General features: G+C 64.5%; 25 protein-coding genes. 22 read left to right on the forward strand and 3 right to left on the reverse strand.

The window, feature by feature from the left end:
• The first annotated feature begins 31 nt into the window (after positions 1-31).
• The 17 genes from G4G00_RS19680 (at position 32) to G4G00_RS22040 (ending at position 15,941) form a co-directional block, all read left to right on the forward strand.
• Positions 32-433, forward strand: coding sequence for a TrbC/VirB2 family protein (locus G4G00_RS19680; RefSeq protein ID WP_108749938.1), 402 nt, complete (start codon positions 32-34; stop codon positions 431-433).
• Positions 426-734: a VirB3 family type IV secretion system protein gene (locus G4G00_RS19685; RefSeq protein WP_108749937.1), complete on the forward strand. Its 309-nt coding sequence runs from the start codon at positions 426-428 to the stop codon at positions 732-734. The genes G4G00_RS19680 and G4G00_RS19685 overlap by 8 nt, the downstream gene beginning before the upstream one ends.
• 77 nt (positions 735-811) lie before the next feature.
• On the forward strand, positions 812-3,259 hold the full coding sequence (locus tag G4G00_RS19690; protein WP_108753401.1) for a VirB4 family type IV secretion/conjugal transfer ATPase: 2,448 nt from the start codon (positions 812-814) through the stop codon (positions 3,257-3,259).
• Entirely contained in the window at positions 3,256-4,080 is an 825-nt protein-coding gene (locus tag G4G00_RS19695) for a hypothetical protein (protein WP_234413305.1), read from the forward strand. Before G4G00_RS19690 ends, G4G00_RS19695 begins: the two co-directional genes overlap by 4 nt.
• A 64-nt stretch (positions 4,081-4,144) precedes the next feature.
• Positions 4,145-5,284 carry a type IV secretion system protein gene (locus tag G4G00_RS19700; protein ID WP_234414726.1) on the forward strand — a complete coding sequence of 380 codons (1,140 nt, stop codon included), beginning with the start codon at positions 4,145-4,147 and terminating at the stop codon, positions 5,282-5,284.
• A 1,007-nt stretch (positions 5,285-6,291) separates the two neighbouring features.
• Positions 6,292-6,828: a DUF4189 domain-containing protein gene (locus G4G00_RS19710; RefSeq protein WP_164275963.1), complete on the forward strand. Its 537-nt coding sequence runs from the start codon at positions 6,292-6,294 to the stop codon at positions 6,826-6,828.
• 36 nt (positions 6,829-6,864) lie between these two features.
• A complete protein-coding gene (locus G4G00_RS19715; RefSeq protein ID WP_108762272.1) occupies positions 6,865-7,401 on the forward strand; it encodes a DUF4189 domain-containing protein in 537 nt (178 codons plus the stop codon).
• Positions 7,402-7,480: 79 nt separating this feature from the next.
• Complete coding sequence (locus G4G00_RS19720) at positions 7,481-8,041, forward strand: DUF4189 domain-containing protein (protein ID WP_164275966.1); 561 nt, start codon at positions 7,481-7,483, stop codon at positions 8,039-8,041.
• A gap of 1,225 nt (positions 8,042-9,266) precedes the next feature.
• Entirely contained in the window at positions 9,267-9,575 is a 309-nt protein-coding gene (locus G4G00_RS22035; RefSeq protein WP_240336192.1) for a DUF4189 domain-containing protein, read from the forward strand.
• 128 nt (positions 9,576-9,703) lie between these two features.
• On the forward strand, positions 9,704-10,210 hold the full coding sequence (locus tag G4G00_RS19735) for a DUF4189 domain-containing protein (RefSeq protein WP_164275974.1): 507 nt from the start codon (positions 9,704-9,706) through the stop codon (positions 10,208-10,210).
• Positions 10,211-10,365: 155 nt separating this feature from the next.
• Positions 10,366-10,812, forward strand: a complete 447-nt coding sequence (locus G4G00_RS22115) for a DUF4189 domain-containing protein (protein WP_108754827.1) — start codon at positions 10,366-10,368, stop codon at positions 10,810-10,812.
• A gap of 220 nt (positions 10,813-11,032) precedes the next feature.
• Positions 11,033-11,350, forward strand: a complete 318-nt coding sequence (locus G4G00_RS19745) for a DUF4189 domain-containing protein (RefSeq protein ID WP_164276027.1) — start codon at positions 11,033-11,035, stop codon at positions 11,348-11,350.
• A 79-nt stretch (positions 11,351-11,429) separates the two neighbouring features.
• Positions 11,430-11,960 carry a DUF4189 domain-containing protein gene (locus tag G4G00_RS19750; protein ID WP_164275976.1) on the forward strand — a complete coding sequence of 177 codons (531 nt, stop codon included), beginning with the start codon at positions 11,430-11,432 and terminating at the stop codon, positions 11,958-11,960.
• An 82-nt stretch (positions 11,961-12,042) separates the two neighbouring features.
• Positions 12,043-12,579: a DUF4189 domain-containing protein gene (locus G4G00_RS19755; RefSeq protein WP_164275979.1), complete on the forward strand. Its 537-nt coding sequence runs from the start codon at positions 12,043-12,045 to the stop codon at positions 12,577-12,579.
• Positions 12,580-12,915: 336 nt separating this feature from the next.
• Complete coding sequence (locus G4G00_RS19760; RefSeq protein WP_108749931.1) at positions 12,916-13,452, forward strand: hypothetical protein; 537 nt, start codon at positions 12,916-12,918, stop codon at positions 13,450-13,452.
• Positions 13,453-13,509: 57 nt separating this feature from the next.
• Positions 13,510-14,517, forward strand: a complete 1,008-nt coding sequence (locus G4G00_RS19765) for an XVIPCD domain-containing protein (RefSeq protein ID WP_164275982.1) — start codon at positions 13,510-13,512, stop codon at positions 14,515-14,517.
• Between the two features lie 86 nt (positions 14,518-14,603).
• Positions 14,604-15,941: a hypothetical protein gene (locus tag G4G00_RS22040; protein WP_240336190.1), complete on the forward strand. Its 1,338-nt coding sequence runs from the start codon at positions 14,604-14,606 to the stop codon at positions 15,939-15,941.
• Positions 15,942-16,010: 69 nt separating this feature from the next.
• Here the strand turns inward: G4G00_RS22040 and G4G00_RS19775 are convergent, their stop codons facing one another.
• Positions 16,011-17,321, reverse strand: coding sequence for an XVIPCD domain-containing protein (locus G4G00_RS19775; RefSeq protein WP_108762261.1), 1,311 nt, complete (start codon positions 17,319-17,321; stop codon positions 16,011-16,013).
• The gene (locus G4G00_RS19780) at positions 17,318-17,971 is read right to left on the reverse strand and encodes a hypothetical protein (protein WP_108753390.1); all 654 of its coding nucleotides are present in this window, start codon (positions 17,969-17,971) and stop codon (positions 17,318-17,320) included. The genes G4G00_RS19775 and G4G00_RS19780 overlap by 4 nt, the downstream gene beginning before the upstream one ends.
• A 403-nt stretch (positions 17,972-18,374) precedes the next feature.
• Here G4G00_RS19780 and G4G00_RS19785 point away from each other — a divergent pair, with 403 nt between their 5' ends.
• On the forward strand, positions 18,375-18,884 hold the full coding sequence (locus G4G00_RS19785; RefSeq protein ID WP_164275984.1) for an N-acetyltransferase: 510 nt from the start codon (positions 18,375-18,377) through the stop codon (positions 18,882-18,884).
• A 46-nt stretch (positions 18,885-18,930) separates the two neighbouring features.
• Here the strand turns inward: G4G00_RS19785 and G4G00_RS19790 are convergent, their stop codons facing one another.
• Complete coding sequence (locus G4G00_RS19790; protein ID WP_108749926.1) at positions 18,931-19,134, reverse strand: hypothetical protein; 204 nt, start codon at positions 19,132-19,134, stop codon at positions 18,931-18,933.
• A gap of 129 nt (positions 19,135-19,263) precedes the next feature.
• Between G4G00_RS19790 and tadA the strand changes: the two genes are divergently transcribed.
• From tadA to G4G00_RS19810, 4 genes are all read left to right on the forward strand, one after another.
• Entirely contained in the window at positions 19,264-19,788 is a 525-nt protein-coding gene (tadA, locus tag G4G00_RS19795; RefSeq protein WP_164275987.1) for a tRNA adenosine(34) deaminase TadA, read from the forward strand.
• Between the two features lie 78 nt (positions 19,789-19,866).
• Complete coding sequence (orn, locus tag G4G00_RS19800) at positions 19,867-20,439, forward strand: oligoribonuclease (RefSeq protein ID WP_108749924.1); 573 nt, start codon at positions 19,867-19,869, stop codon at positions 20,437-20,439.
• 103 nt (positions 20,440-20,542) lie between these two features.
• Positions 20,543-21,415, forward strand: coding sequence for an EcsC family protein (locus tag G4G00_RS19805; protein WP_108754824.1), 873 nt, complete (start codon positions 20,543-20,545; stop codon positions 21,413-21,415).
• Positions 21,416-21,635: 220 nt separating this feature from the next.
• Positions 21,636-22,751, forward strand: coding sequence for an alkene reductase (locus tag G4G00_RS19810; RefSeq protein ID WP_108753386.1), 1,116 nt, complete (start codon positions 21,636-21,638; stop codon positions 22,749-22,751).
• Positions 22,752-22,764 lie beyond the last annotated feature (13 nt).

Below are 22,764 nucleotides of genomic sequence, written 5' to 3' on the forward strand. Positions count from 1 at the left end.
TGTGTTAGTCCATCAACAAGGAAATCAATCCATGAAGCGATTCAATCTCGATCTGGCCCAGGCCCAGCGCACGCTGAAGACCATGCTGATGGCCGTTGCCTTTGTCGGCCTGGTGTTTGCCCCGCAGGCCATCGCCAGCGGCACCGACTTCGGCGGCACCGATGAAAAGGTCTGCGGCTTCTTCAACAACATCAATGGTCTGCTGAACATTGCCTCGATCGCCGTGGTCACCATCGCGGTCATCTTCGCGGGCTACCAGATTGCCTTCGCCCACAAGCGCATTGCCGATGTGGCCCCGATCCTGATCGGTGGCGTGCTGATCGGCGCTGCCGGCCAGATCGCCCGCATGCTGCTGGGTGAAGGCAGCGACGGCAACTGCTCGGGCAGCTCGGCCGCCATCATCAACAACGTGCTGCAGTACTACAGTGCATAAGAACGTGCTGTTCCGCGGCTGCACGCGCCCGGCGATGTTCCTGGGCGTTCCCTACCTGCCATTTTTCATGGTGGCAGGTGGGTTGCTGCTGCTGAGTGTGTACACGAACTTCTGGTTCCTGCTCACCATTCCTGTCGCCATTTTCATCATGCGGCAGATGGCCAAGCGCGACGAGCTGATCTTCCGCCTGCTGGGGCTCCGCCTGCTGTTCAAGTTCAAGGCGCGCAACCTGCAGGACCACGATGGAATGTGGGTGTTCAGCCCGAACCACTACCGCAAGAAACCCGCCCGCATGGATTGACGGGCAACGGCCGGGCAGGTGTACGCACCTGCCCGGCCACCTCGTAGTTCCCCGGCTTACCTTTTGGAAGCAGTCGCATGTTCTCTCCAGATACCTCCATCAGCGAATTCATTCCCCTGTCGTCGCATGTGGCGCCGAACGTGGTCAAGACCACGGGCGGTGACTATCTGTTGACCTGGTACCTGGAAGGGCTGCCCTTCGTCGGCCGCGAAGAGTGGGAACTGGAGCACCGCCACAACACCTTCAACCGCCTGCTGCAGACCCTGCGTGCGCCGGACTTCGTCAACGTCGCCTTCTGGGTGCACGACATCCGCCGGCGCCGCACGCTGAAGGGCAAGAGCCACTACGGGCAGCGCTTCAACCAGGACGTGGCTGACCAGTACATGGGCATGCTGTCCTCGCAGCGCATCATGCAGAACGAGCTGTATCTGACCATGATCTACCGCCCGGTCGTGGCCGGTAAGCGTTTCGTGGAAAAGTCGGCCAGCATCGAAAAGCTGCAGGGCGAGCAGGACCAGGCCGTTGAAAAGCTGCTGGAGCTGGCCGGCAACGTCGAAGCGGTGATCCGCGATTACGCACCGTACCGCCTGGGCATGTATGAAGCCAAGAATGGTGTGGTGTTCTCCGAGACGCTGGAGCTGTTCGGCTACCTGATCAACCGCGTGGACGAGCCGGTGCCGGTGCTGCCCGCGCCGGTGAAGGACTATCTGCCGATCAGCCGCCACATGTTCTCGGCCAAGACCGGTGACTACGTCATCAACACGCCCAATGGCGCCAATCACTTCGGCGCCATCCTGAACATCAAGGAGTATGCCGAGGGTACCTACCCGGGCATCCTCAATGGTCTGAAGTACCTGGACTACGAGTACGTCATCACCCATTCCTTCAGCCCGATGGGCCGCCAGGACGCACTGAAGGTGCTCGATCGCACCAAGGGCATGATGATTTCCTCCGGCGACAAGGCAGTCAGCCAGATTGCCGAGCTCGACTACGCCATGGACCAGTTGTCCTCGGGCAACTTCGTGCTGGGTGAATACCACTTCATCATGGCCGTCTACGGCGACAGCCAGGCCAAGCTCTCGCAGAACGTGGCGACCACGCGCGCCGAGCTGTCCAATGCCGGCTTCGTGTCGACCAAGGAAGACCTGGCCATCACCTCGTCGTTCTATTCGCAGCTGCCGGGCAACTGGCGCTACCGCACGCGATTGGCCAACGTCAGCTCGCTGAATTTCCTGGGCTTGTCGCCGCTGCACAACTTCGCCACCGGCAAGCAGCACAACAACCCCTGGGGCGACTGCGTCACCACGTTGCAGACCACCAACGGCCAGCCGTACTACTTCAACTTCCACGCCACGCATCCGTCCGAGAATTCGCTGGGTGAAAAGGCCATCGCCAACACCATGGTGATCGGTAAGTCCGGTACCGGTAAGACCGCGCTTATCAATTTCCTGCTGAGCCAGGTGCAGAAGTACGACCCGTCGCCGACGATCTTCTTCTTCGACAAGGACCGCGGCGCAGAGATCTTCGTGCGTGCCTGTGGCGGCAACTACCTGGCCCTGGAAAACGGCGCGCCGACCGGCTTCAATCCGTTCCAGTGCGAGAACAGCGAAGCCAACGTGCAGTTCCTGGCCGACCTGATCAAGGTGCTGGCTGGCAAGCGCGAATACAGTGCCCGCGAAGAGGAAGACATCTACCGCGCGGTGGAAAGCATGCTGGACACGCCCATGCACCTGCGCAGCATGACCAACTTCCAGAAGAGCCTGCCCAACATGGGCGACGACGGTCTGTACGCGCGCATGCGCCGCTGGACCTCGGGCAACTCGCTGGGCTGGGTGTTCGACAATCCCGTCGATACGGTGGACCTGAGCAAGGCCAACATCATCGGCTTTGACTACACCGACATCATCGACAACCCCGAAGTGCGCGTGCCGGTCATCAACTACCTGCTGCACCGCCTGGAATCGCTGATCGACGGTCGTCCGCTGATCTATGTGATGGACGAGTTCTGGAAGATTCTGGACGGCGAGGGTGGCCTGAAGGAGTTCGCCAAGAACAAGCAGAAGACCATCCGTAAGCAGAATGGTCTGGGCATCTTCGCTACGCAGAGCCCGGAAGACGCGCTTAAGAGCGACATCTCCGCTGCCCTGATCGAACAGACCGCTACGCTGATCCTGCTGCCGAACCCGAACGCCAGCAAGAGCGACTACATGGACGGCCTGAAGCTGACCGAGGCCGAGTTCAAGGTGGTGACTGCGCTGGACGAGCGCTCGCGCTGCTTCCTGGTCAAGCAGGGCCACGCCTCCAGCGTGTGCCAGCTCAACCTGCGCGGCATGGACGACATTCTGTCGGTCATTTCGGCATCTACCGACAACATCGAAGTCATGCACCGGGTGCTGCAGACCGCGGCGGTGCGCGCCCGCGTGACCGTGGACGAACTGACCCCGGACCAGTGGCTGGACGCGTTCTACAAGAATCGAAAGGGCTCGGGCAAGCGAGCCGACAAGGACCAGGAGGAGGCGGCATGAAAACCATCACCGAACTGCAAAAGGAAACTGCCATGGGCATTGAAACCCGAAAGAGCGCGCCGCGTCGTCGGCGCTTGGCGCCGCTGTTCGCGGCCATGTTGACCCTGGGCATGAGCTTCAGCACCGGTACGCAGCAGGCGCAGGCCATGACCGTGTATGACCCGGCCAACTGGATCATGAACTTCCTGCAGGAATACAAGTCTGCCGGCGAGTACGTGACCGAAGCCGGGCGCTGGAGCGAGACGGCCGGGCAGTACATGAAGACGGTGGAGAACTGGGTTTCCAGGTTGCAGAACTGGTACCAGATCATTGCCTCCCCTCTGATGCCGGTCACGCCGGTGCTTACCCGAATTCCCGAAAGCTGGAACGTCGCCGAGAAGTGCGGTGGTGGCTCGATGGTCAGCCAGGAAGGCCTGATGTCGTTGCTGGGTGTCAGCCCGGGTGGCGACATCGGCGCACAGCAGCGCTCGATCTGCGCCTACATCCAGGTGCTTGAGAACAAGAAGTACAACGAAACCGTGGACGTGGTGACCAAGTCGCTGCCGGCCATGGAAGAAATGCTGGGCACGCTGCGCAAGATCCGCAACGCGTTCCGTAACGAGGGCGCGCTGCAGGAGGATATTTCCAATAACACTGCCAGCCAGCTTGCGATGGACAAGGCGTTCAAGGAATGGGAGACCAAGATCAAGGTCTACGACCAGCAGATCGCGGCCCTGCAGGGGCGTCAGCGCAACCTGACCGAGCGCGCACTGAAGGGCGAGAGCAACCCGCTTGGCACCGTTATCAAGGCTGCCGCGCTGAAAACCGCGCTCTCCAAGTGAACCACGTGCGTAACGCACTCCAGCAGGGCCCCAACGCGGGGCGGGTGATGTGATGAGTCAGGGAATGATGCAGGGCATGGTGATCGGGGATCTGCTGCACGGAACGCTGTTCGCCTCAGTGGGCGACTTCGTGTTCTTCAAGCTGATCCTGGAGTACCTGCGAGAGGAAATCGCGAACTTCGGCGAAGGCGTGCTCGGTCGCATGATGACCTGGGTGGGCTCGATCGCGCTGGTGCTGATGACGCTGTGGGTGCTGATCCAGGGCTTCCGCATCGTGACCGGGCGCAGCCGCGATTCGATGGCGGCGCTGGCCACCAACATGGCGCGCGCGGCGCTCATCGTGACGGTGGCCACGTCCATGGCGATGTTCGGCAAGGATCTGCAGTCCTTCCTGACCCAGGACGTCCAGGACGAGATCACCTACGTGGTGACCGGCAAGGATGACACGGCCGAAGAACTGATCGACCGCAACCTGGGCTACATGCAGTTGGCGCTGACGTCGGTGAGCGTGCTCGACGTTGCCGGCGACGTCACCCTGGACAGCGCGAAGACGCGTGCGATGTGGTTCATCGGCCTGGGCACGGGCGGTCCTGCGGTCACCGCCGGCGCCATGCTGCTGCTGTACCAGGTCGCGATGGCCATGTTCATCGGCTTCGGTCCACTGTTCATTCTGTGTCTGTTGTTCGAGCAGACCAAATCCTTGTTCCAACGCTGGTTGTTCTATGGCATCGGCACCATGTTCTCGATGGCGGTGCTGGCCGCCATGACAGGCATCGCCATGGAGATGGTGGCACGCGTTGCCGCCTCGTTCTGGGGCGCTGCCGCACTGGGCGCGCTGCTGAGCACGAACCTGACCGAAGGCATGAGCAGCATGGCGCTGCAGCAGGGTGGCATGGGCCTGATCCTGACGACGCTGATTCTGACTGCACCCCCAATGGCTGCGATGTTCTTCCAGGGTACGCTGGGTACCTTCATGGCATATTCGCAGATAGGCGGAAGTCCGGGTGCGGCTGCACCTGGCCCGCAGGGTCAGCCGCCGGGCTCGCATGGTGGTGGCGGTGGTGGTGGTGTATTCATTCCTCAAGCGCCGGTTGCCACCGGGACGCAGTACAAGGGTGGTGGCTCGGGGTCCCAGCTTGGGGGGTTCGCGGACTCAGCTCAGAGCACCGGCCAACGTGGCGCAGCAAATAACGAACGAGGTTGAGGTTTTACATGTCGATTCGCATCCTGCGTTTTGCCACCATTCCATTATTCTGTTTCGCGGCTTTCCTGGCCCATGCCGAGGGGGGGTGTCCTCCAGGTATGTATCCCATAGGAGGGCAGGGGGTTCAGGGCTGTGCGCCAATACCGGGAGCGCAGGGCGGGGGCGTGAGTGCCCCCTCAACAACGCCTATGCCGCCACGTCCACTCGGCGAGTGGATCAAGACCTGGGGTGCTTTGGCAAGGCCATCCAAGGGAAACATGGGGGGCGCTGTGGCCAACGAACTTACCGAGCCTGCTGCCAGGAGGAAGGCAGTAGAGAACTGCGAGCAGAACGGGGGGGGCGATTGTAAGGTTGATTTTGTCTACCAGAATCAGTGTGTCTCCGCTGTCTCCTCCCCAGAGTTGACTTCCAGTGGGACGAATTATGTCAGCGCTGCAACTGAGGACGAAGCGATCGAGGTCGCTCTGCAGGATTGCAAGAAGGCTGGCGGTAAACAGTGCCGGAGTATCTACTCGGCGTGTAGTGTTCCTTTTTTCAAGAAGTACTAGTGCTAGCTTCTGAGTTGGTCAGCTTTGCTTTGCAAAGACTCCACTGGCTTGTTGATTAAGCGAACGGAGCCTGTGGCAGTAGTACAGTTGGAAATAGGGTGCTTGCGCTGTCTGGCGCGTAACTACTTAGGCCTCGGGCGTGCACCTGCAAGTCCCACTTGTACGCTTCCTTTTCGTCGGATGGGGCTCCGGTGTCTTTGGTCGAATAGAGATCGTGGCCAAGTGTCGAGTGACATCAGCTGCCCATGCTTCCGCCAGGAGCCGCGCTTCCGAGGTTATGGACCTACAGGTAGACGCCGAGGCGGTGAAGTAAGCTGGTTGCGCAATGCGAGGTCACCAAACATTGCCGCAGTGAGTACATATTCATACGATTTGACAAGGTTTTTCGCGCGCGAACCGCGGGGTAGGTGCCAGAATGGTCAAACCGTGGGGAGCAAGCGTCGGAGGAGTGATGGTCTTGTGAATATTCGCTTTCTGCGCATCGCACTTTTGCCGCTGGTTTACTTGACCCTCTCCACTGCTCATGCCGAGGGGGGATGTCCTCCGGGCATGTATCCGATCGGCGGCCAAGGCGTCCAAGGCTGTGCTCCTATTCCTGGTGCTCAAGGCAGTGGCGCGGGCTCCTCGGTTTCTGCTCCAGCTCCTCCGCGCCCGACGGGCGAGTGGATCACGACTTGGGGCGCGCTCGCGGGGGCGGTCGAAGGAATGCAAGGTGGTGCGTCGGAGAGTGAACTCACCGAGCGCGCTGCGAGACGCAAGGCGATCGAGGACTGCGAGAAGCGCGCTGGCGGACGATGCCAGGTTGAATTTGTTTATCACCAACAGTGCGCGGCAGCGGTGGTGTCCGAGCTGGCATCGACCGGCACCAACTATGCCAGCGCCGCGACGGCAGATGAGGCGACAGAGGCCGCCATGCGTAATTGCAGAAAGGCCGGAGGCAAGCAGTGCCGGTCTATTTACTCGGCGTGTGCTGTACCGTTCTTCAAGAAGTATTAGTCTCGTCCGATCTGCCGTCCAAACGCTCGGGTGCCTATGATTCGTCGGATTCTCGTTGCCGTGCTGTTGATCGGCGCTGGGGTCAGTGGCACAACTGCTTATGCCGAGGGAGGGTGTCCGCCGGGTTCCTATCCGATCGGGGGCCAAGGCGTGCAGGGATGTGCTCCCATCCCGGGCGCCGGTGGTGGACAGAGCGGCTCCAGTATCCCGACACCTCCTCGGCCAACCGGGCGATGGCACGATGCATGGGGCGCGATTGCCCATTCCAAGTCGACGTCAGTAGTGGGAACTGCAAGCGCTGAGACTTCCCGCCGTTCTGCCGAGCGCACCGCCCTGAAGAAGTGCGCGGTTGAAGGTGCCAAAGACTGCGCGGTGGTCATGGCATACACGAACCAGTGTTTTGCCTGGGTCATCCCCAATGTTGGTGGGCCGGGGGCACAATCAGGTATGGCAAGGGCGGCGACGATGGAGTTGGCCAGTGAGCTCGCCCAGAAGGAATGCAAGGACGGTGCTGGCGATGCCTGCAAGCCTTTCTACTCAGACTGTGCCGAACCCACGTTTGAGCGCTTCTGACTGGAATTGGGGAGCTGTGGCTGTCTACCCAAGGTTCACGTAATGGCAGACGTATGCTGCGCGCCGGAAGGGAGTTCGCATGATGGTCCGTTCACGCACCAGCTACTTCGCATGGCTGATCAAGCCAGCCACAGCGGTGCTGGCGCTGGTGTTGGCGTGGCCAGTCTTTGCTGAAGGCGGCTGCCCCTCGGGCTACTACCCCATCGGCGGCCAAGGTGTGCAAGGCTGTGCTCCAATTCCCGGCAGTCAGTCCGGTGGATCGCCGGCCCAAGGTGCCGTGGTCGCGACGCCCAGACCGTCGGGTGAGTGGTTGACGACCTGGGGTGCAGTTGCGCAGTCGCCTACTTCCGATCTTGTAGGGACGGCGGCGAACATGTCGAGTGAGCGTGCTGCGGAGTCTGAGGCCCTGCGCATTTGCGCATCCGAAGGCGCGAAAGACTGTAAGACGTCGCTGACCTATTACAACCAGTGCGTGGCATTCTCCGTGCCGAATTCTGGCAAAGGCAGGGGCTCGGTCAATACGGCCGTAGATCTGCCCACCGCCAAGAAGGATGCGCTGGACAGTTGCAGTGACATGGGTGGTGGGCGGTGCGTTATCTCTCACACTGAATGTTCGGAGCCAGTGTTCAGGGAATTCTAGTGCTCACGTGCCCACGTGTTTTCTGGATGGTGTTACGTCTGCGCCATCGCAGTATCGGGGACGGCGAGATGGTGATTTCGCTTGCGCTTTGGGATGTGTGCTGCTGATGAGCGGCCTACGGATCTCTTCAATGGCCGTGGAGGTGGTTCAATGAAGCTGCTCGCCCGTACTGTCGTAATAGGCATTGCGATGCTTGGAACAAACGTGGTCTTCGCCGAGGGCGGATGTCCTCCGGGCATGTATCCCATCGGCGGCCAAGGCGTTCAAGGCTGCGCCCCCATTCCGGGCGCTCAAGGCGGCGCCGCCGGTTCCTCTGTTTCTGCACCGGCCCCTCCGCGTCCGACCGGCGAGTGGATTACCACTTGGGGGGCGCTCGCGGGCGCCGTCGAAGGAAAGCAAGGCGGGGCTTCGGTTAGCGAGCTCACCGAGCGTGAGGCCAGGCGTAAGGCAGTAGAAGACTGTGAGAAGCGAGCTGGCGGGCGGTGTAGGGTCGAATTTGTCTATCATCAACAGTGCGTGGCGGCAGTAGTGTCTGAGTTGGAATCAACCGGAACTATTTACGTCAGTGAGGCGACGGTAGAGGCGGCGACAGAATTGGCCTTGGAGGATTGCAGGAAAGCCGGCGGGAAGCAGTGCAGGTCGATCTATTCGGCGTGTACAGTTCCGTACTTCAAGAAGTACTAGCCGCAGTTCGTAGTCCGGCCACTTTCTGCTGTTCTTCACTGAGGCGGTGGAGTGCGTTGTTCAGCCGTGCGCCGCATGTTTCATGGGGTTTTAGACGGCGCAGTCGATTCACCCCGGTTCGGTTTGACGTGCGTCCCAATCGATCAGCTTCTCGATGGCCGTGCTGGCCGCTATGACAAGCATCGCGATGGAAATGGTTGCCCGCGTTCGGGACACAGTGCAGGAGTGGTGGCTCGGGGTCCCGGCTTGGTGGGTTCGCGGAACCAGCTCAGAGCACCGGCCAACGTGGGGCAGCAAATAACGAACGAGGTTGAGGTTTCATATGTCGATTCGCATCGTGCGTTTTGCCACCATTCCAGTGTTCTGTTTCGCGGCTTTCCTGGCCTATGCCGAGGGAGGATGTCCTGCTGGCATGTATCCCATCGGCGGCCAGGGGGTGCAGGGCTGTGCGCCGATTCCAGGTGCGAGTGGCTCGACCTCTCAGCAGCTTCCGGCCCTTCCGCCGCGGCCGACTGGGCAATGGCATAAGACATGGGGCGCCATGGCCATCGGCAGAGGTGGGGATACCGGCGTTTCGAAGGGCAGAGATTCGAAACGAGAAGCCGAGGAGGTGGCGCTTGCGCAGTGTGCATCCTGGGGAGCGGATGACTGCAAAGTCATGCTTGCCTACGAAAATCAATGCGCTGCAATAGCCACCCCCAAGGCGTCAAGCACCGGCTCATCCTTTGCAGGGGGTCCAACCGTGGAGAGTGCCTCGGAAACTGCAATGAAGTCCTGCAGGGAAGAGGGAGGCATGCAGTGTGAGATCGTCTATTCTGACTGTAGCGAACCGCGGTTCGAGAGATTCTGACAGGTGCGCCTGGCATGGGGCGGTTTGTGGCGGAGGCGCATTGGCTCCGGGCGGTTCGCGCCACGCTGATGCAGCCAGGACAAGGGAGTAGTGATCTTGTGAACGTTTGTTTTCTACGAGTTGCACTGTTGCCGCTGCTTTATCTCGCCATTTCCGTCGCATACGCGGAAGGTGGATGCCCCGCCGGCATGTACCCGATTGGTGGGCAGGGCGTTCAAGGCTGCGCCCCCATTCCTGGCGCGCAAGGCGCCGGAGCCAGCGGAACCTCATCCGCGCCCCTGCCGCCCCGCCTGCTGGGAGAATGGATCGAGACCTGGGGGGCGCTCGCCGGTTCAATCGAAGGAGAGGAAGGCGGTGCTTCGGTAAGTGAGTTGACGGAGGCAGCGGCCCGCGAAAAATCGATAGCGAACTGTGAGCGCCAAGGTGGAGGGCGCTGCAAGGTCGTTTTCGTCTACCAGAACCAATGCGTCTCGGCAGTGACTTCCGAGCTCGCTTCCACTGGCACAAAGTATGTGACTGCAGCGAGCGAGGAAATCGCGACGAAGCTAGCTGTTCAAGATTGCGAAAAAGCCGGTGGCAAGCAGTGCAAGTCCATCTATTCCGCTTGCACCGTTCCTTTCTTCAAGAAGTACTGACGAGCGCCAGTGGTCATCCGCCGCGTTTTGCTCCATGGCGGAAACGAGTGAGATTGAGGTGTGCCATGGTCATTCGCATCATCCCCGTTGCCCTGTTGCTCCTGACGGCTTTCGCTGTCACACCCGCCTACGCTGAAGGCGGCTGTCCGCCGGGTATGTATCCCATTGGCGGGCAGGGCGTCCAAGGCTGCGCGCCGATTCCCGGGGCCCAAGCAGGGGCTGGAGGTGGGGCGTCGTCCACGCCCCTGCCGCCGCGTCCTACCGGCGAGTGGATCAAGACCTGGGGCGCGCTGGCCGGCGCAGTTGACGGTACCGCAGGCGGTGCGTCGGTGAACCAGCTTACTGAGGATGCGGCGCGTCTGAAGGCTGTTGAGAACTGTGAGCGCCAAGGTGGTGGGCGCTGCAAAGTTGACTTCGTCTACCAGAACCAATGCGTGTCCGCAGTGAACTCTGAACTGGTCTCTACCGGTACCAAGTACGCCAGCGCAGGGTCGGTGGAGTCAGCGACCAGACTCGCGGTCCAGGCATGCACAGCGGCCGGCGGAAAGGAGTGCAGGTCCATCTACTCTGCTTGTGCAGTTCCATTTTTCAGGGAGTACTAGTGCCATGCGCGCACGTTTCTTTTTCGCATTGCTGCTGGGTGGCATGGCCGTGACGGGGACCGCCCATGCCGAGGGCGGCTGCCCATCCGGCATGTATCCCATCGGCGGCCAGGGCGTGCAGGGCTGTGCGCCGATTCCAGGGGCGTCAGCAGGGCAGGGCGGTGCAAGTCCGCCCGCGCCGCCGCGCCCCACTGGGCGCTGGCACGATGCCTAGGGCGCAATTGCGCACTCCAGATCAACGTCGCTGGTTGGCACTGCAACCGCGGAGACGTCGCGTCTCTCTGCGGAGCGGACTGCGCTGAAGAAGTGCGCTGTCGAGGGCGCAGACGACTGCACGGTGGTGATGACCTATTCCAATCAGTGTTTTGCCTGGGTGGTCCCGGGTGTGGTTGGACCGGGTACCCAGTCCGGCATGGCACAGGCGCCGACCTTGGAAGAGGCCACAGCGCTTGCCCAGAAGGAATGCAGGGACGGTGCTGGCGATGCCTGCAAGCCCTTCTATTCAGACTGTGCCGAACCGACATTCGAGCGCTTCTGAGCGCGTTTGCAGAAGGGCATGCCGATGCCCGGGCACGGGGCCGTGCGGTGCGGTGGCAAATGAAAGGAGTAACAAGGTCATGAATATCCACGTTCTGCGCATCGGGCTGTTGCTGTTGCTGCATCTGGCCGCCTTCGCCGTCCATGCCGAGGGCGGCTGCCCATCAGGTATGTATCCCATCGGCGGCCAGGGGGTGCAGGGCTGTGCGCCGATTCCCGGGGCCTCCGGCGGTGCCGGGCCGGCCGCAAGCGCTGCGCCGGCGCGTCCCTTGGGGGAATGGCTGACACGTTGGGGGGCTGTGGTGGAATCGCCGTCCTCCAATCTCGTTGGCACTTCGGCAAACGAATCCAGCGAGGAGCGCGCGGTGGCTGTGGCCACCCGGAAGTGCGCCGCGGAGGGAGCGCAGGGCTGCAAGCCTACGGTGACTTACTACAACCAGTGCGTTGCCTTTGCTGTCCCGTCTTCCGGCAAGGGCCAAGGGTCGCTTGATACTGCGGCGGACACGGAGACCGTGGCACAGAACGCAATCGGAAACTGCAAGGACACCGGTGGCGGCAAGTGCCACGTTGTGTATGCGGAGTGCTCGCTTCCTGAATTCAGCAGATTCTGAACCGCGGGCGTGGGTAACGAAAATCCGCTCGGCGACTGCGAACCACGCAGGGGGCCGGCGCCATTCGTAGCAGGGTGAATCAATGAAAAGCATCGCCGCGCGCGTTTTCGCTGTGTTCGTCGGTTTGTCAGGTGTGGGCGCAGCCTATGCCGAGGGCGGCTGCCCATCGGGCATGTACCCCATCGGTGGCCAGGGCGTGCAGGGCTGTGCGCCCATGGGCGGCGCAGCAGGTTCGACGTCACAGCAGATGGCCTCGCCACCGCCCAGGCCCTTGGGCGAGTGGATCCGTACGTGGGGCGGAGTGGCGGTGTCTGAGACCACATCGGACGCAGGCGTGTCCACGGGGCAGCTGACCAAGAAGGAGGCCGAGCGCGATGCCATGGTCAAGTGCGCGAACAGCGGTGCTCGCGACTGCAAGGTGAGCGTCACCTACTTCAATCAATGCATGTCCTGGGTCGTGCCCAGTGGTCGCACGGGTAATGGCAGGTCCGGTATCGGCACCGGCCCGACACTGGAGCGTGCAGCCGAACTGGCGCAGGGGATCTGCCAGAACGACATGCCCGGCGCGTGTGCGATTGTGTATGAGAACTGCACCGAGCAGATCTTCAGACCGTACTGATGGTGTCGCCCACAGCGCACCCGCTTCGCGAAAGTCACAGTTTTTTTGTGACTGAAACCGCTCTTTCAGCGCTTACCCCTTCGACGTAACGAATGCCCTCGCGGTAAGCTCGCTTTGCGTCAGAAACATGACGCGTCGGTGCACTGCATGCAGGAGCTTTCCCGTCCATGAGGACTCTGTCTGTCCCGTCCCAGGGTGACGCTCGCCACCATCGCCGCGGCGACGGTGCCGGGGCTATGATCCGTTTCGACGGACAGCCCGGTGCAGGTGGACCTGGCGTCCGTGCCCGCGGAGCGGGTGGGCACCGGCGGCATGACATTGAAGGAGTGGGAGGGGATGGAGAACCGGAGTGGCGCGCACATGGACAATGCCCTGGCATTCGTTCCGTCTGGCGCGAACCTGCTGGAAGCCGTCAGGGGCGTGTGCAACGGCGACGGTGTGCAGTATCAGCTACTGGTGATCGACCAGCCCGCGCCGGAAGGCCTGGTGGCCGGCCAGCACGGTCCCAACCGGGTATTGCTGTTGCTGCGCGGTGACGGCGGCGGCCGCTGGCAGCTGGCCGCGCGCAACGACAAGCTGGTGCCGTGTTCGACCCGGGGTGGCCTGGCCGGCGACCCTTTTGCGTATGCAATGGTTGAGGAAGACACGTTCAGCGTGATCACCAACGGCGGCAGCCGGCAGCGCTGGAGCAGCACCTACACGTTCCGCTATGCCTCGGCGGAGCGGGACTGCTGGGTCGATACCGTGCGCCGCAAGGTGGTGGACATCGAAACCGAGGCGACCAACATCCGCGAATTCTCGGCGGCCGAAATCGGCCGGGTGCGATTCGAGGATTTCGATCCGGCCAGCGTCGCAGAGGTGACGCTTCCATGAGCCAGGCTTCAACCGGCGGGACGGACCCCGCGCTGATGACTACCCAGGAGTGGCACCGTGTCGAGGGATAGGGAGTCGCAACTGCTGCGGCAGGCGACTGCGGCAGGCATCGATTCGCCACGCGAACTGGCCAACTTCATGGCCCAGGCGGGGCACGAGTCGCGCGGCCTGTCGCGTCTGAACGAGAGCTTCAACTACACCCGGGGCATCTCGCAGATTCCGGTGGAAGCGGCGTGGCGCAACGGCAACGACGCACTGGAGTCGGCGCGCCAGGAGGCCCTGCGTGGGCGCCCGCAGGCGCTGGCCGAGCTGATGTACGGCGGCCGGCTGGGCAACGATGCGCCAGGCGATGCGCTGACCTACCACGGGCGCGGCTATCTGCCGCTGACCGGTAAGGACGCTTACGCGCGCGCCGGCCAGGCGCTGGATCTGGATCTGTTGAACCACCCCGAGCTGGCCGCGCAGCCCGAACACGCTGGTCGCATCGCGGTCTGGCAGTGGCAGCAGCACGTACCGGAGCAGGCGCGCGAGGATGTGCGCGAGGCAACCTATGCCATCAATGGTGCGATGAACGGGGTGGAGGATCGGCTGCGCCGCTTCGACGGCTGGCAGCAGAAGCTGACGCCCGACGTGATGGAGCGCCTGGGGCGTGGCGAGGTGGGCGAACGCGCCTCGGTGGCGCGTGACATGACCGATCCCAGCCACGTCGGCCATGGCCTGTTCCTGGGCGCGCGCAACGGCTTGCAGCAGCTTGGGCCGGGCAGTGGCCTGCGCACGCCGCAGGAACTGGACAATGCCGCTGCGGCCCTGGCCGCAGGCGCGCACAAGGCGGGGTTGCAGCAGATTGACCACGTGGTCGCTGGCGCGGACGGGCGCATGCTGTTTGCGGTGCAGGGCAACATGGGGGACCCGGCCATGCAGCGCTGTGCGGTGGAACGCGCGCAGGCCTCCCAGCAATCGCTGGAAGAAAGCAGCCGGCAACTGGCGACCGATGCCACTGCACGGCAGGAACAGTCGGCTTCGATCAACCGCGAGCAGGAACAGCAGCGCTCGCGATCGCTGTAAGCGCGGTCCGCCTGGGCACAGGCGTGGGATCGCATGGGTTGGGTGCCTGCGGGCGCCTTCATGGAACTTCCTTGTAGGGACACAACATGCAGAATCGTGAATCACCCGCGCGGCGTGCTGCCGCGCATCGCCCGCGCTGCGGCGTGCGCCTGGCGCCGTTGTGGGCGCTGTCGCTGGCACTGACCGCCACGCTGGCCCAGGCACAGGACGCGCCTGCTGCTGCGGAAGACGTTGCACCGGCAGTCGCTCCGGCAGTGGCGGCTGAGGCCGCACCGGCTCCGGCGCCTGCGCCCGTGGCCGAGGCGGCACAGGTACCGGCACCGGCGCCTGCCCCGACTGCCGAACCGGCAGCGGAACCTGCGGTAGCGGTAGCGGTAGCGCCGGCCGCACCGGAGGTGGTTGAAGCTGCTCCGGCTCTGGCTCCGGCTCCGGCTCCGGCTCCGGCGCCTGCGCCTGCGCCTGAAGCCGCACCCGCACCCGCAGCATCTGCCGCGCCGGTAGCCGAGGCGCCGGGCGCTCCCGCCGCTCCGCCGGCACCCGTCGCGCCACCGGCACCACCTGCACTGGCCGTAGTGCCGCTGCCGCCGGACCAGGCTACCGAGCGCCAGCTCGGCGCGCGTTGCCCGGTCGACCTGGCCGGGCGCTTGGCGCCGCAGGGCGATCTGATGATCGGCGCCTGCCAGGGCACGCTGCCCGCGCATCTGGCCGCATTGCTGGTGGCCGTGCCGGAACAGGACATCCTGCTGCCGCGCGCCTGGCGCGAACGCGAGGTGCGCCAGCGCGTGTGGTTCAAGGCCGTTGCTGGCTTCGGCGAGCGGCCGGATTTCATCGCCCGCCTGGGCGATATCTGGGTGCGTTCGTTCGAAGGCGCCGATCCGGCGGTCACCACCTATCTGGTGCAGGCGCCGTTCGAGTGCGCCGACCGGGCGTTGCCCAGCGACGCCCGTCCCGATCCGGTGCGCGTGCCGGCCGGTGCCTGCCAGCAGGCCTACGTCAGCCAGCGTGTGTACCAGATGGGGGCCGATGGCGTGGCCCAGGACGTCACCGCCAAGGTGATGCCGTCGGCACCGTCGATCACCGAGGCCGACCGCGCCCGCCAGCAGGCGCGCGAAGGCCGGGTGCTGCTGGACCACAGCAAGCTGCAGTACGGTCCGGCGCTGCGCTGGTACGTCCAGTATCCGGAATCGCCGCAGAAGACCGGCCCGCACGCATTCAGCGATTGGAATCGCGAACACCTGGCCTTCGTGGTCTGGAACGGGCAGAACTTCGAACTGCGCGAGCGTGTGGCGCGCAGGCAATGGCCGTGTGACCCGGTCGCGCCCGGCGATCGCGCCTGCGGTGGCTTCCCGGATTCGGGCCCGGATGTCTACGTGACGGCCGACAACGCGGCCGGCGACAGCACCGCGGCAATCTCCAGCCCGTAACGGCGCCATTGCGTGCTGCACCAACGGGAGCCGGCAGGTCCGGCTCCCGTTTGCGCAAGCCGTCGCCCGTCAGGAGGGCAGGGCGCGTGCCTGGCTCTGCACCAGCTCCTGCTGCGGGTCGCGTTCCTGGCTCTGGCGCTGCGCGGTCTGCTGCTCGATGCGCTGGGTGCTCTGTTCCAGCGGCGTGTGGGTGGCCACTGCGGTATCCACCGATACCCGCAGATGGCCGGGATCACCACTCTGGCCCTGCACCGCAAAACTGCGCGCGGCATCGCCGCTCATCACCACCTCGTCGATGCGCTGGCCGCCGGCGGCGTGCATTTCCGCTGCCAGTGAACCTGCCAACTGCGTGCTCATCGCATCGGGCGTGCGCCCGGCACGTGCGTCCAGGGCGTGTACGCCGCGCAGGGCATCGTTGAACAGTGGATTGCCGGCATGGTCACGTTCGGTAATGCCCGGCAACGGCGCCACCGGGGCCTCCCGCCGTGCCGGTTCGCCCGGCTGTAGCGGGCCGCGGCTGTGGTCGTAGATGTCGTACAGGTTGCCGGTGATGCCACGCGCGCCAATGGTGATGCCGCGGCGCACGCGCTCCACCTCGTTGCGGTACTCGCCGATCATCCGGCTGTTGTCGCGGGCCAGTTCCTGCGTGCCCGCGGTGTTCAAGACCGAATCGTCGCCGAGGAAGTTGCTGAGCTTGTGCGAGCCCAGTGACGAGGCCGCCGCGCCCAGCGCACTGTCGGGAATGAGCGCGCGGAAGCGGCTGTTACTGAAGCCCCAGCTGCCCAGCGTGTCGATTTCCTTCTGCGTGGCGTACATGCGCACGTCACCGAAGTGCTGCGAGGCCGCGCTGACCGGGTCGGCCGCCATTACGTGGTTGAGCACGTTGTGGCCGCCTTCGGGAATGCGGTAGGTCAGGCTGACCGCGCCGTAGGCGTTGAAGGTTTCGCCCTTCAGATCGAAGTGATGGGCCGAAATCTGCGCCAGCGTGCCGCCCAGCGAATGCCCGGTCACGCTTACTTCGGGGGTCTGGCCCAGGTCGCGGCCTTCCTTCTGCGCATAGGCCAGGGCGTGGCGGGTGAGTTCCAGTGCGTCGTTGGCCTGCAGGTTGCGCCGGGCCAGCACCATGCCGCCGTCGGTCAGGATGCCGTCGCGGCCGATCTGTTCGGTGCCACGGTGGGCGACCACGATCTCGTGGGTATCCACGCGCTGATAGATGGTGCCCTGGTAGCCGTTGAGGCGGTTGTTGGCGTGTTCCAGCACGCGGTAGGCGTGGCCATTGAGGATGACCGGCTGTTCCTGTGCTGGATCGTGGCGGCCGACCCGTTCGTCGCGGTAGGCATCGCTGGCCAGCGCGGCGTAGTCCTGGCTGGTCACGGTCATGGGCTGACCTCGTGCGCGCTCAGGGTGGCCGAGAACAGTGCATCACGCAGTTCGGCGCGGAAGCGGTTCGGGTCCTGCTGGCCGCTGGCGCCGTAGTCGGGCATGTCATCCACGCGCGGGTAGTCGCCGCGCGGGTAGTGGCGGGTTTCGGTGCGCCCACCCATGAACGGATCGGCGCCGAGGAAGGACAGGAAGCGGGTTTCGCCGTCGGCGCCGGTGGCCTTGAGCATGGCGCCGGCACCGCTGAACGACCAGGTGCAGACGCCGCGGCCGTAGTAGTCCTCGTCCAGCATGCGGTCCAGGTACACCGTGCCGCGATACTCGTTGTCGGCCACCTTGCGCAGGGTCACCGGCTCCTGGCTGGTGATGCGCGCGGGGGTGCCGGTTTCCGGCTCGATGTAGCCGCATTGGTCTTCGTTGGTGACGTCGTACTGGGCCACGCCTTCGACCACCGCGAAATCGCCGGGTGGGTTGGCCAGCCGCAGGACCAGTTCATAGGCCTTGCGGGGGGCGGGGTTGAGCTTTGCCAGGCCGCGCCCTCCCTGGGCGACGTTGGCGGCGGCGGAATCAAACTCCTGTGACATGAGAGCCTCCGGGCTGCAGGCGATCAGCAGCGACAGAACAACGCAGGGAAATGTGCGGCCGCGCATCCTCAGGCCGCCGGTGGGGCGGGGCAGGGACGGTGCGGCAACACGGCAGGCAGCGTCTGCAGATGTACAGCCGTGCGCGCGAACGCCAACGCAATGTGCACGGCAGGTCTCCTTTCCTTGGGGACGGGAGTTTTGATTATGGGAGGCCATGACGACACGCTGCCACCGCTTGCGGCCTGGTTCCGTCATGAATTTGACGCAAGCAGCCCAGCCGATGCCGTGGAAATGCCTGTTTGCACAAGGGCTTGCGCATGCTGCAGTACGCTGGAACCCGCTGCGGACGGGTGTCTCAATTCGTGAGGTGGATCAACAATTCACGCGGGGCGCATTACGCGGTGGACGTAACGGTTGCGTGAATCAGCGCCCGGGGCCATGGTGTGCGCGCTTCCATGGAGTTCCCCCGATGCCCTTGATCCGCCCCGAACAACCGGCCGACGTGGCCGCCATTCACGCCCTGACCGAGGCCGCCTTCCGCCAGGCCGAGCACAGCAGCCATACTGAGCAGTTCATCGTGGACGCGCTGCGCGACCGGGGCGAACTGACGGTGTCGCTGGTGGCCGAGCAGGACGGTGCGGTGGTCGGCCATGTGGCGGTGTCGCCAGTTGCGGTGAGCGACGGCAGTATCGGCTGGTTTGGCCTGGGGCCCATTTCCGTGCTGCCGGCCCGGCAGGGGCAGGGTGTGGGCGCGGCGTTGATGCAGGCCGCGATCGATGCACTGCGCAGCCAGCAGGCGCACGGCTGCGTGCTGCTGGGCGAGCCGGCCTACTACGGTCGGTTTGGTTTCCGCGCCGAACCGGGGCTGATCCTGCCGGGGGTGCCTGCGGAGTATTTCCAGACCCTGTGCCTGCAGCCGCCGATGGCGCAGGGCGAGGTGCGCTATTCGCCAGCGTTCGAGGCGACTGCGCCGCTGTGATGAGGTCAGAGCCGTTTTCCGACGGAGCGCGGCTCTGACCCCGGCGTCAAGGCGCCTGCCACGGGCGCGGTTCCGGCGCCGGCGGCGGAATGCGGTAACCACCGATGTGCGTCAGCAGTTCATTGGTGCGGCGTTGTTCGGCCAGCAGTTCACGCATCAGGCTGCGCACGCCGAAGATCGCGAACGGCACCAGGATCCACACCACGCTCATGACGGTGGCGAAGATGAAGAACAGAATCTGACCCCCCATTGCGGGCACTCCTTCCTTGGGAAAACGTCGAATCTAGCATTGTGGGCGGCCGGCCACCCGGCCTGCACGCGCCCGGGGCGTACAATGCCGGCCGTCCGGCGTGGCCGGGTCTTCACTGCGAGAACCACCATGAGCGATTCCCTGGGCGTGCCCGTGCAAGATGCTGACGAACACTGGATGCGCCACGCGCTGGCGCTGGCCGAGCGCGCGCAGCACGTGTTTGATGAGATTCCGGTGGGCGCGGTGCTGGTGGGCGCCGATGGCCAGGTGCTGGGCGAGGGCTGGAACCTCAACATCGCCAGCCACGACCCCAGCGCGCATGCCGAAATCGTCGCCATGCGCGAGGGCGGTCGGGTGCTGGCCAACCACCGTCTGGTGGGCAGCACTCTGTACGTCACGCTGGAGCCGTGTGCCATGTGCGCCATGGCCATCGTACATGCGCGTGTGTCGCGCCTGGTCTATGGCGCCAGCGACCCGAAGACCGGCGCCTGCGGCAGCGTGTTCAACCTGCTGGGCGATGCGCGACACAACCACCGGGTGGAGATCCATGGCGGCGTGCTGGCCAAGGAGGCCAGCCTGCGCCTGACCAACTACTTCCGCGCCAAGCGTGGCAAGCCACCGCTGCTGCTGGAAAACCACGCCGACGAGGCCTGAGCAGCGAAAGGGTATGATGGTCGCCCCTTTCCTATTCCTGCGGCGGGCCACGTGCCAGCCCGGCAACGAGACGACACGATGGCCGACAACGGCGCGAGCAACGAGCGACTGATCTGGATCGACCTGGAAATGACCGGGTTGGATACCGACAACGATTCGATCATCGAGATCGCCACGGTCGTGACCGACGCGCAGTTGAACGTGCTGGCCGAAGGCCCGGAATTCGCCATTCACCACCCGCTGGAAACGCTGGAGGCGATGGACGAATGGAACCGCAACCAGCACCGCCGTTCCGGGCTGTGGCAGCGCGTGCTGGACAGCACCACCACGTTGGGCCAGGCCGAAGCGCAGACCATCAACTTCCTGGCGCAGTGGATTCCGGCCGGCGCTTCACCGATGAGTGGCAACTCCATCTGCCAGGATCGCCGCTTCCTGCACCGGCAGATGCCGCGGCTGGAAAAGTATTTCCACTACCGCAACCTGGACGTATCCACGGTGAAGGAACTGGCCAAGCGCTGGGCACCGAGCGTGGCCGCGGGCCTGACCAAGAACAGCAACCACACCGCGCTGAGCGATGTGCACGATTCCATCGCCGAACTGCGCCATTACCGCCAGTTCATGGGTGAGCTGTCGGGCCTGCCGGTCGCCTGAGCGGGTTCGGATCCCTTTCCAGCGGAAAGGGCTCTGACCCCAGTAACGCCGGGCCGCCTGCCCGCGACGATCCGTTCAACTTCCCAGCGCTATGATCGGCCCCATGAACGAGCCGATCCTGCTGCCGCGCGATATCGCCCACGATGCCCAGGACTGGGGCGACCTGCAGCGGGCGGTCGCCCTGCTGGAGGCGCCTACGATCACCGCGCGCATGGCCAACCTGGTGGGCACGCCGCTGGAGTTCGCGGTGAAGGCGCTGCCGACTGCGGTGTCCGGTCGCATCCACGGCGCCGTGCAGGCCGCCTTGTCCAAGTCCGCGCAGGCGGCGTTGTGGAGCATGGGCAACACGCCCGGGAAATCCGCGTCCACCCGCTGGCACAAGCTGGCCGCAGCCACGTCCGGCGCGGTGGGCGGTGCGTTCGGCTTCGCCGCGCTGTTCATTGAACTGCCGGTATCGACAACGATCATGATGCGCGCGGTGGCCGATGTCGCCCGCAGCGAAGGCTTCGACCTGTCGCAGTTCAGCACGCGCCAGGCCTGCCTGGAGGTGTTCGCACTGGGCGGCAATTCGCCGCGTGATGATGCCAGCGAAACCGGCTATTACCTGGCGCGCGGCTTCACCACCGATGTGATGCGGCATCTGTCGGCCGAACTGGCTGGGCGCGTGGTGACCGGGCGCGACCTGACCCTGGGCGTGGCACCGAAGGAGGCCGGCAAGCTGCTGGCCAAGCTGGTGGAGAAAGTGGCGGCCCGCTTCGGCGTGGTGGTGACTGAAAAATTCGCCGCGCAGGCGGTGCCGATTGTCGGCGCCGCGGCGGGTGCAACGCTCAATACGATGTTCACCGACTACTACCAGGACATGGCGCGTGGCCATTTCATCGTGCGCCGGCTGGAGCTGAAGTACGGCGAGGATGTGGTGCGCGCGTGCTACGACCGCATTGCCCATGGCGGGGCGTTGATCGAGCCGACGCTGTAAGCGCGCATCGTAGAGGGTAGAGTCGACCGTTGGTCGACTGCTTTTCGCCGACCGGCCATGAAAGCCCGCGCTGCGCGCGATAGTCGACCAACGGTCGACTCTACCGCGGGGGCGGCCTTCATCCTTGCCTGAGCGGCACAACTGTTTTGCCAGACTGCGTCTGTTGCGTGCCCCGGCCGATCCCCATCCTTGTGGGCAGTCCCCCGCACGAGATGCTGCCATGTTGTTCACCCCCTATCGCCTGGGCCCGCTGCGCCTGCCCAACCGTATCGTGATGCCGCCGATGACCCGCTCGCGGGCGGCGGCCGGCAATGTCGCCACCGCGCAGATGGCGCAGTACTACGCGCAGCGTGCCAGCGCGGGGCTGATCGTGAGCGAAGGCACGCAGATCAGCCCGCAGGGCCAGGGCTATGCGTGGACGCCGGGCATCCACAGCGCCGAACAGGTGCAGGGCTGGCGGCAGGTGACCGACGCGGTGCACGCCGCTGGTGGCCGCATCTACGCGCAGCTGTGGCATGTGGGCCGCGTTTCGCACGTGGCCCTGCAGCCCAATGGCGCCGCGCCGGTGTCTTCGTCGGCGCTGCTGGCCGAGGGTGTGAAGGTGTTCGTGGATCCTACCGGCGCAGGCCCGGACGCCGGGGTGGGCGAGATGCTGCAGCACTCGATGCCGCGCGCGCTGGCCGAGGACGAGATTCCCGGCATCATCGCCGATTACGCCCACGCCACCCGCAATGCGCTCGCCGCCGGCTTCGATGGCGTGGAGCTGCACGGCGCCAACGGCTACCTGATCAACCAGTTCATCGATTCGCAGGCCAACCAGCGCACCGATGGCTACGGTGGTGCGCTGCAGAACCGCCTGCGCTTCCTGCGCGAGGTGGTGCATGCGGTGGTGGCGGTGGCCGGTGGTGATCGCGTGGGCGTGCGACTGGCGCCGCTGACCACCCTGCAGGGTGCGGTGGATGACACGCCGCAGGCGACCTATCTGGCTGCCGCGCATCTGCTGGGCCAGCTTGGCGTGGGCTACGTGCACATTGCCGAGGCCGACTGGGAAGACGCACCGGAGATGCCGGTGGCGTTCAAGCAGGCGCTGCGGATGGTGTACCCGGGCACGCTGATCTATGCCGGCAAGTACAGTGCCGAGCGCGCCGAGCAGGCGCTGGCCGAGGGCTGGGCCGATCTGATCGGGTTCGGCAGGCCGTTCATTGCCAACCCGGATCTGCCCGAGCGGCTGCGTACCGGGGCGGCGTTGAACGCACCGGACCGCGCGACCTACTTCGGTGGCGGAGCGGCGGGCTACACCGATTACCCGGTGCTGGGCGAGGCTGTCGAGGCCTGATGCTGGCAGAGGT

Source organism: Stenotrophomonas sp. B1-1 (genome assembly GCF_010894375.1).
Lineage (GTDB): Bacteria > Pseudomonadota > Gammaproteobacteria > Xanthomonadales > Xanthomonadaceae > Stenotrophomonas.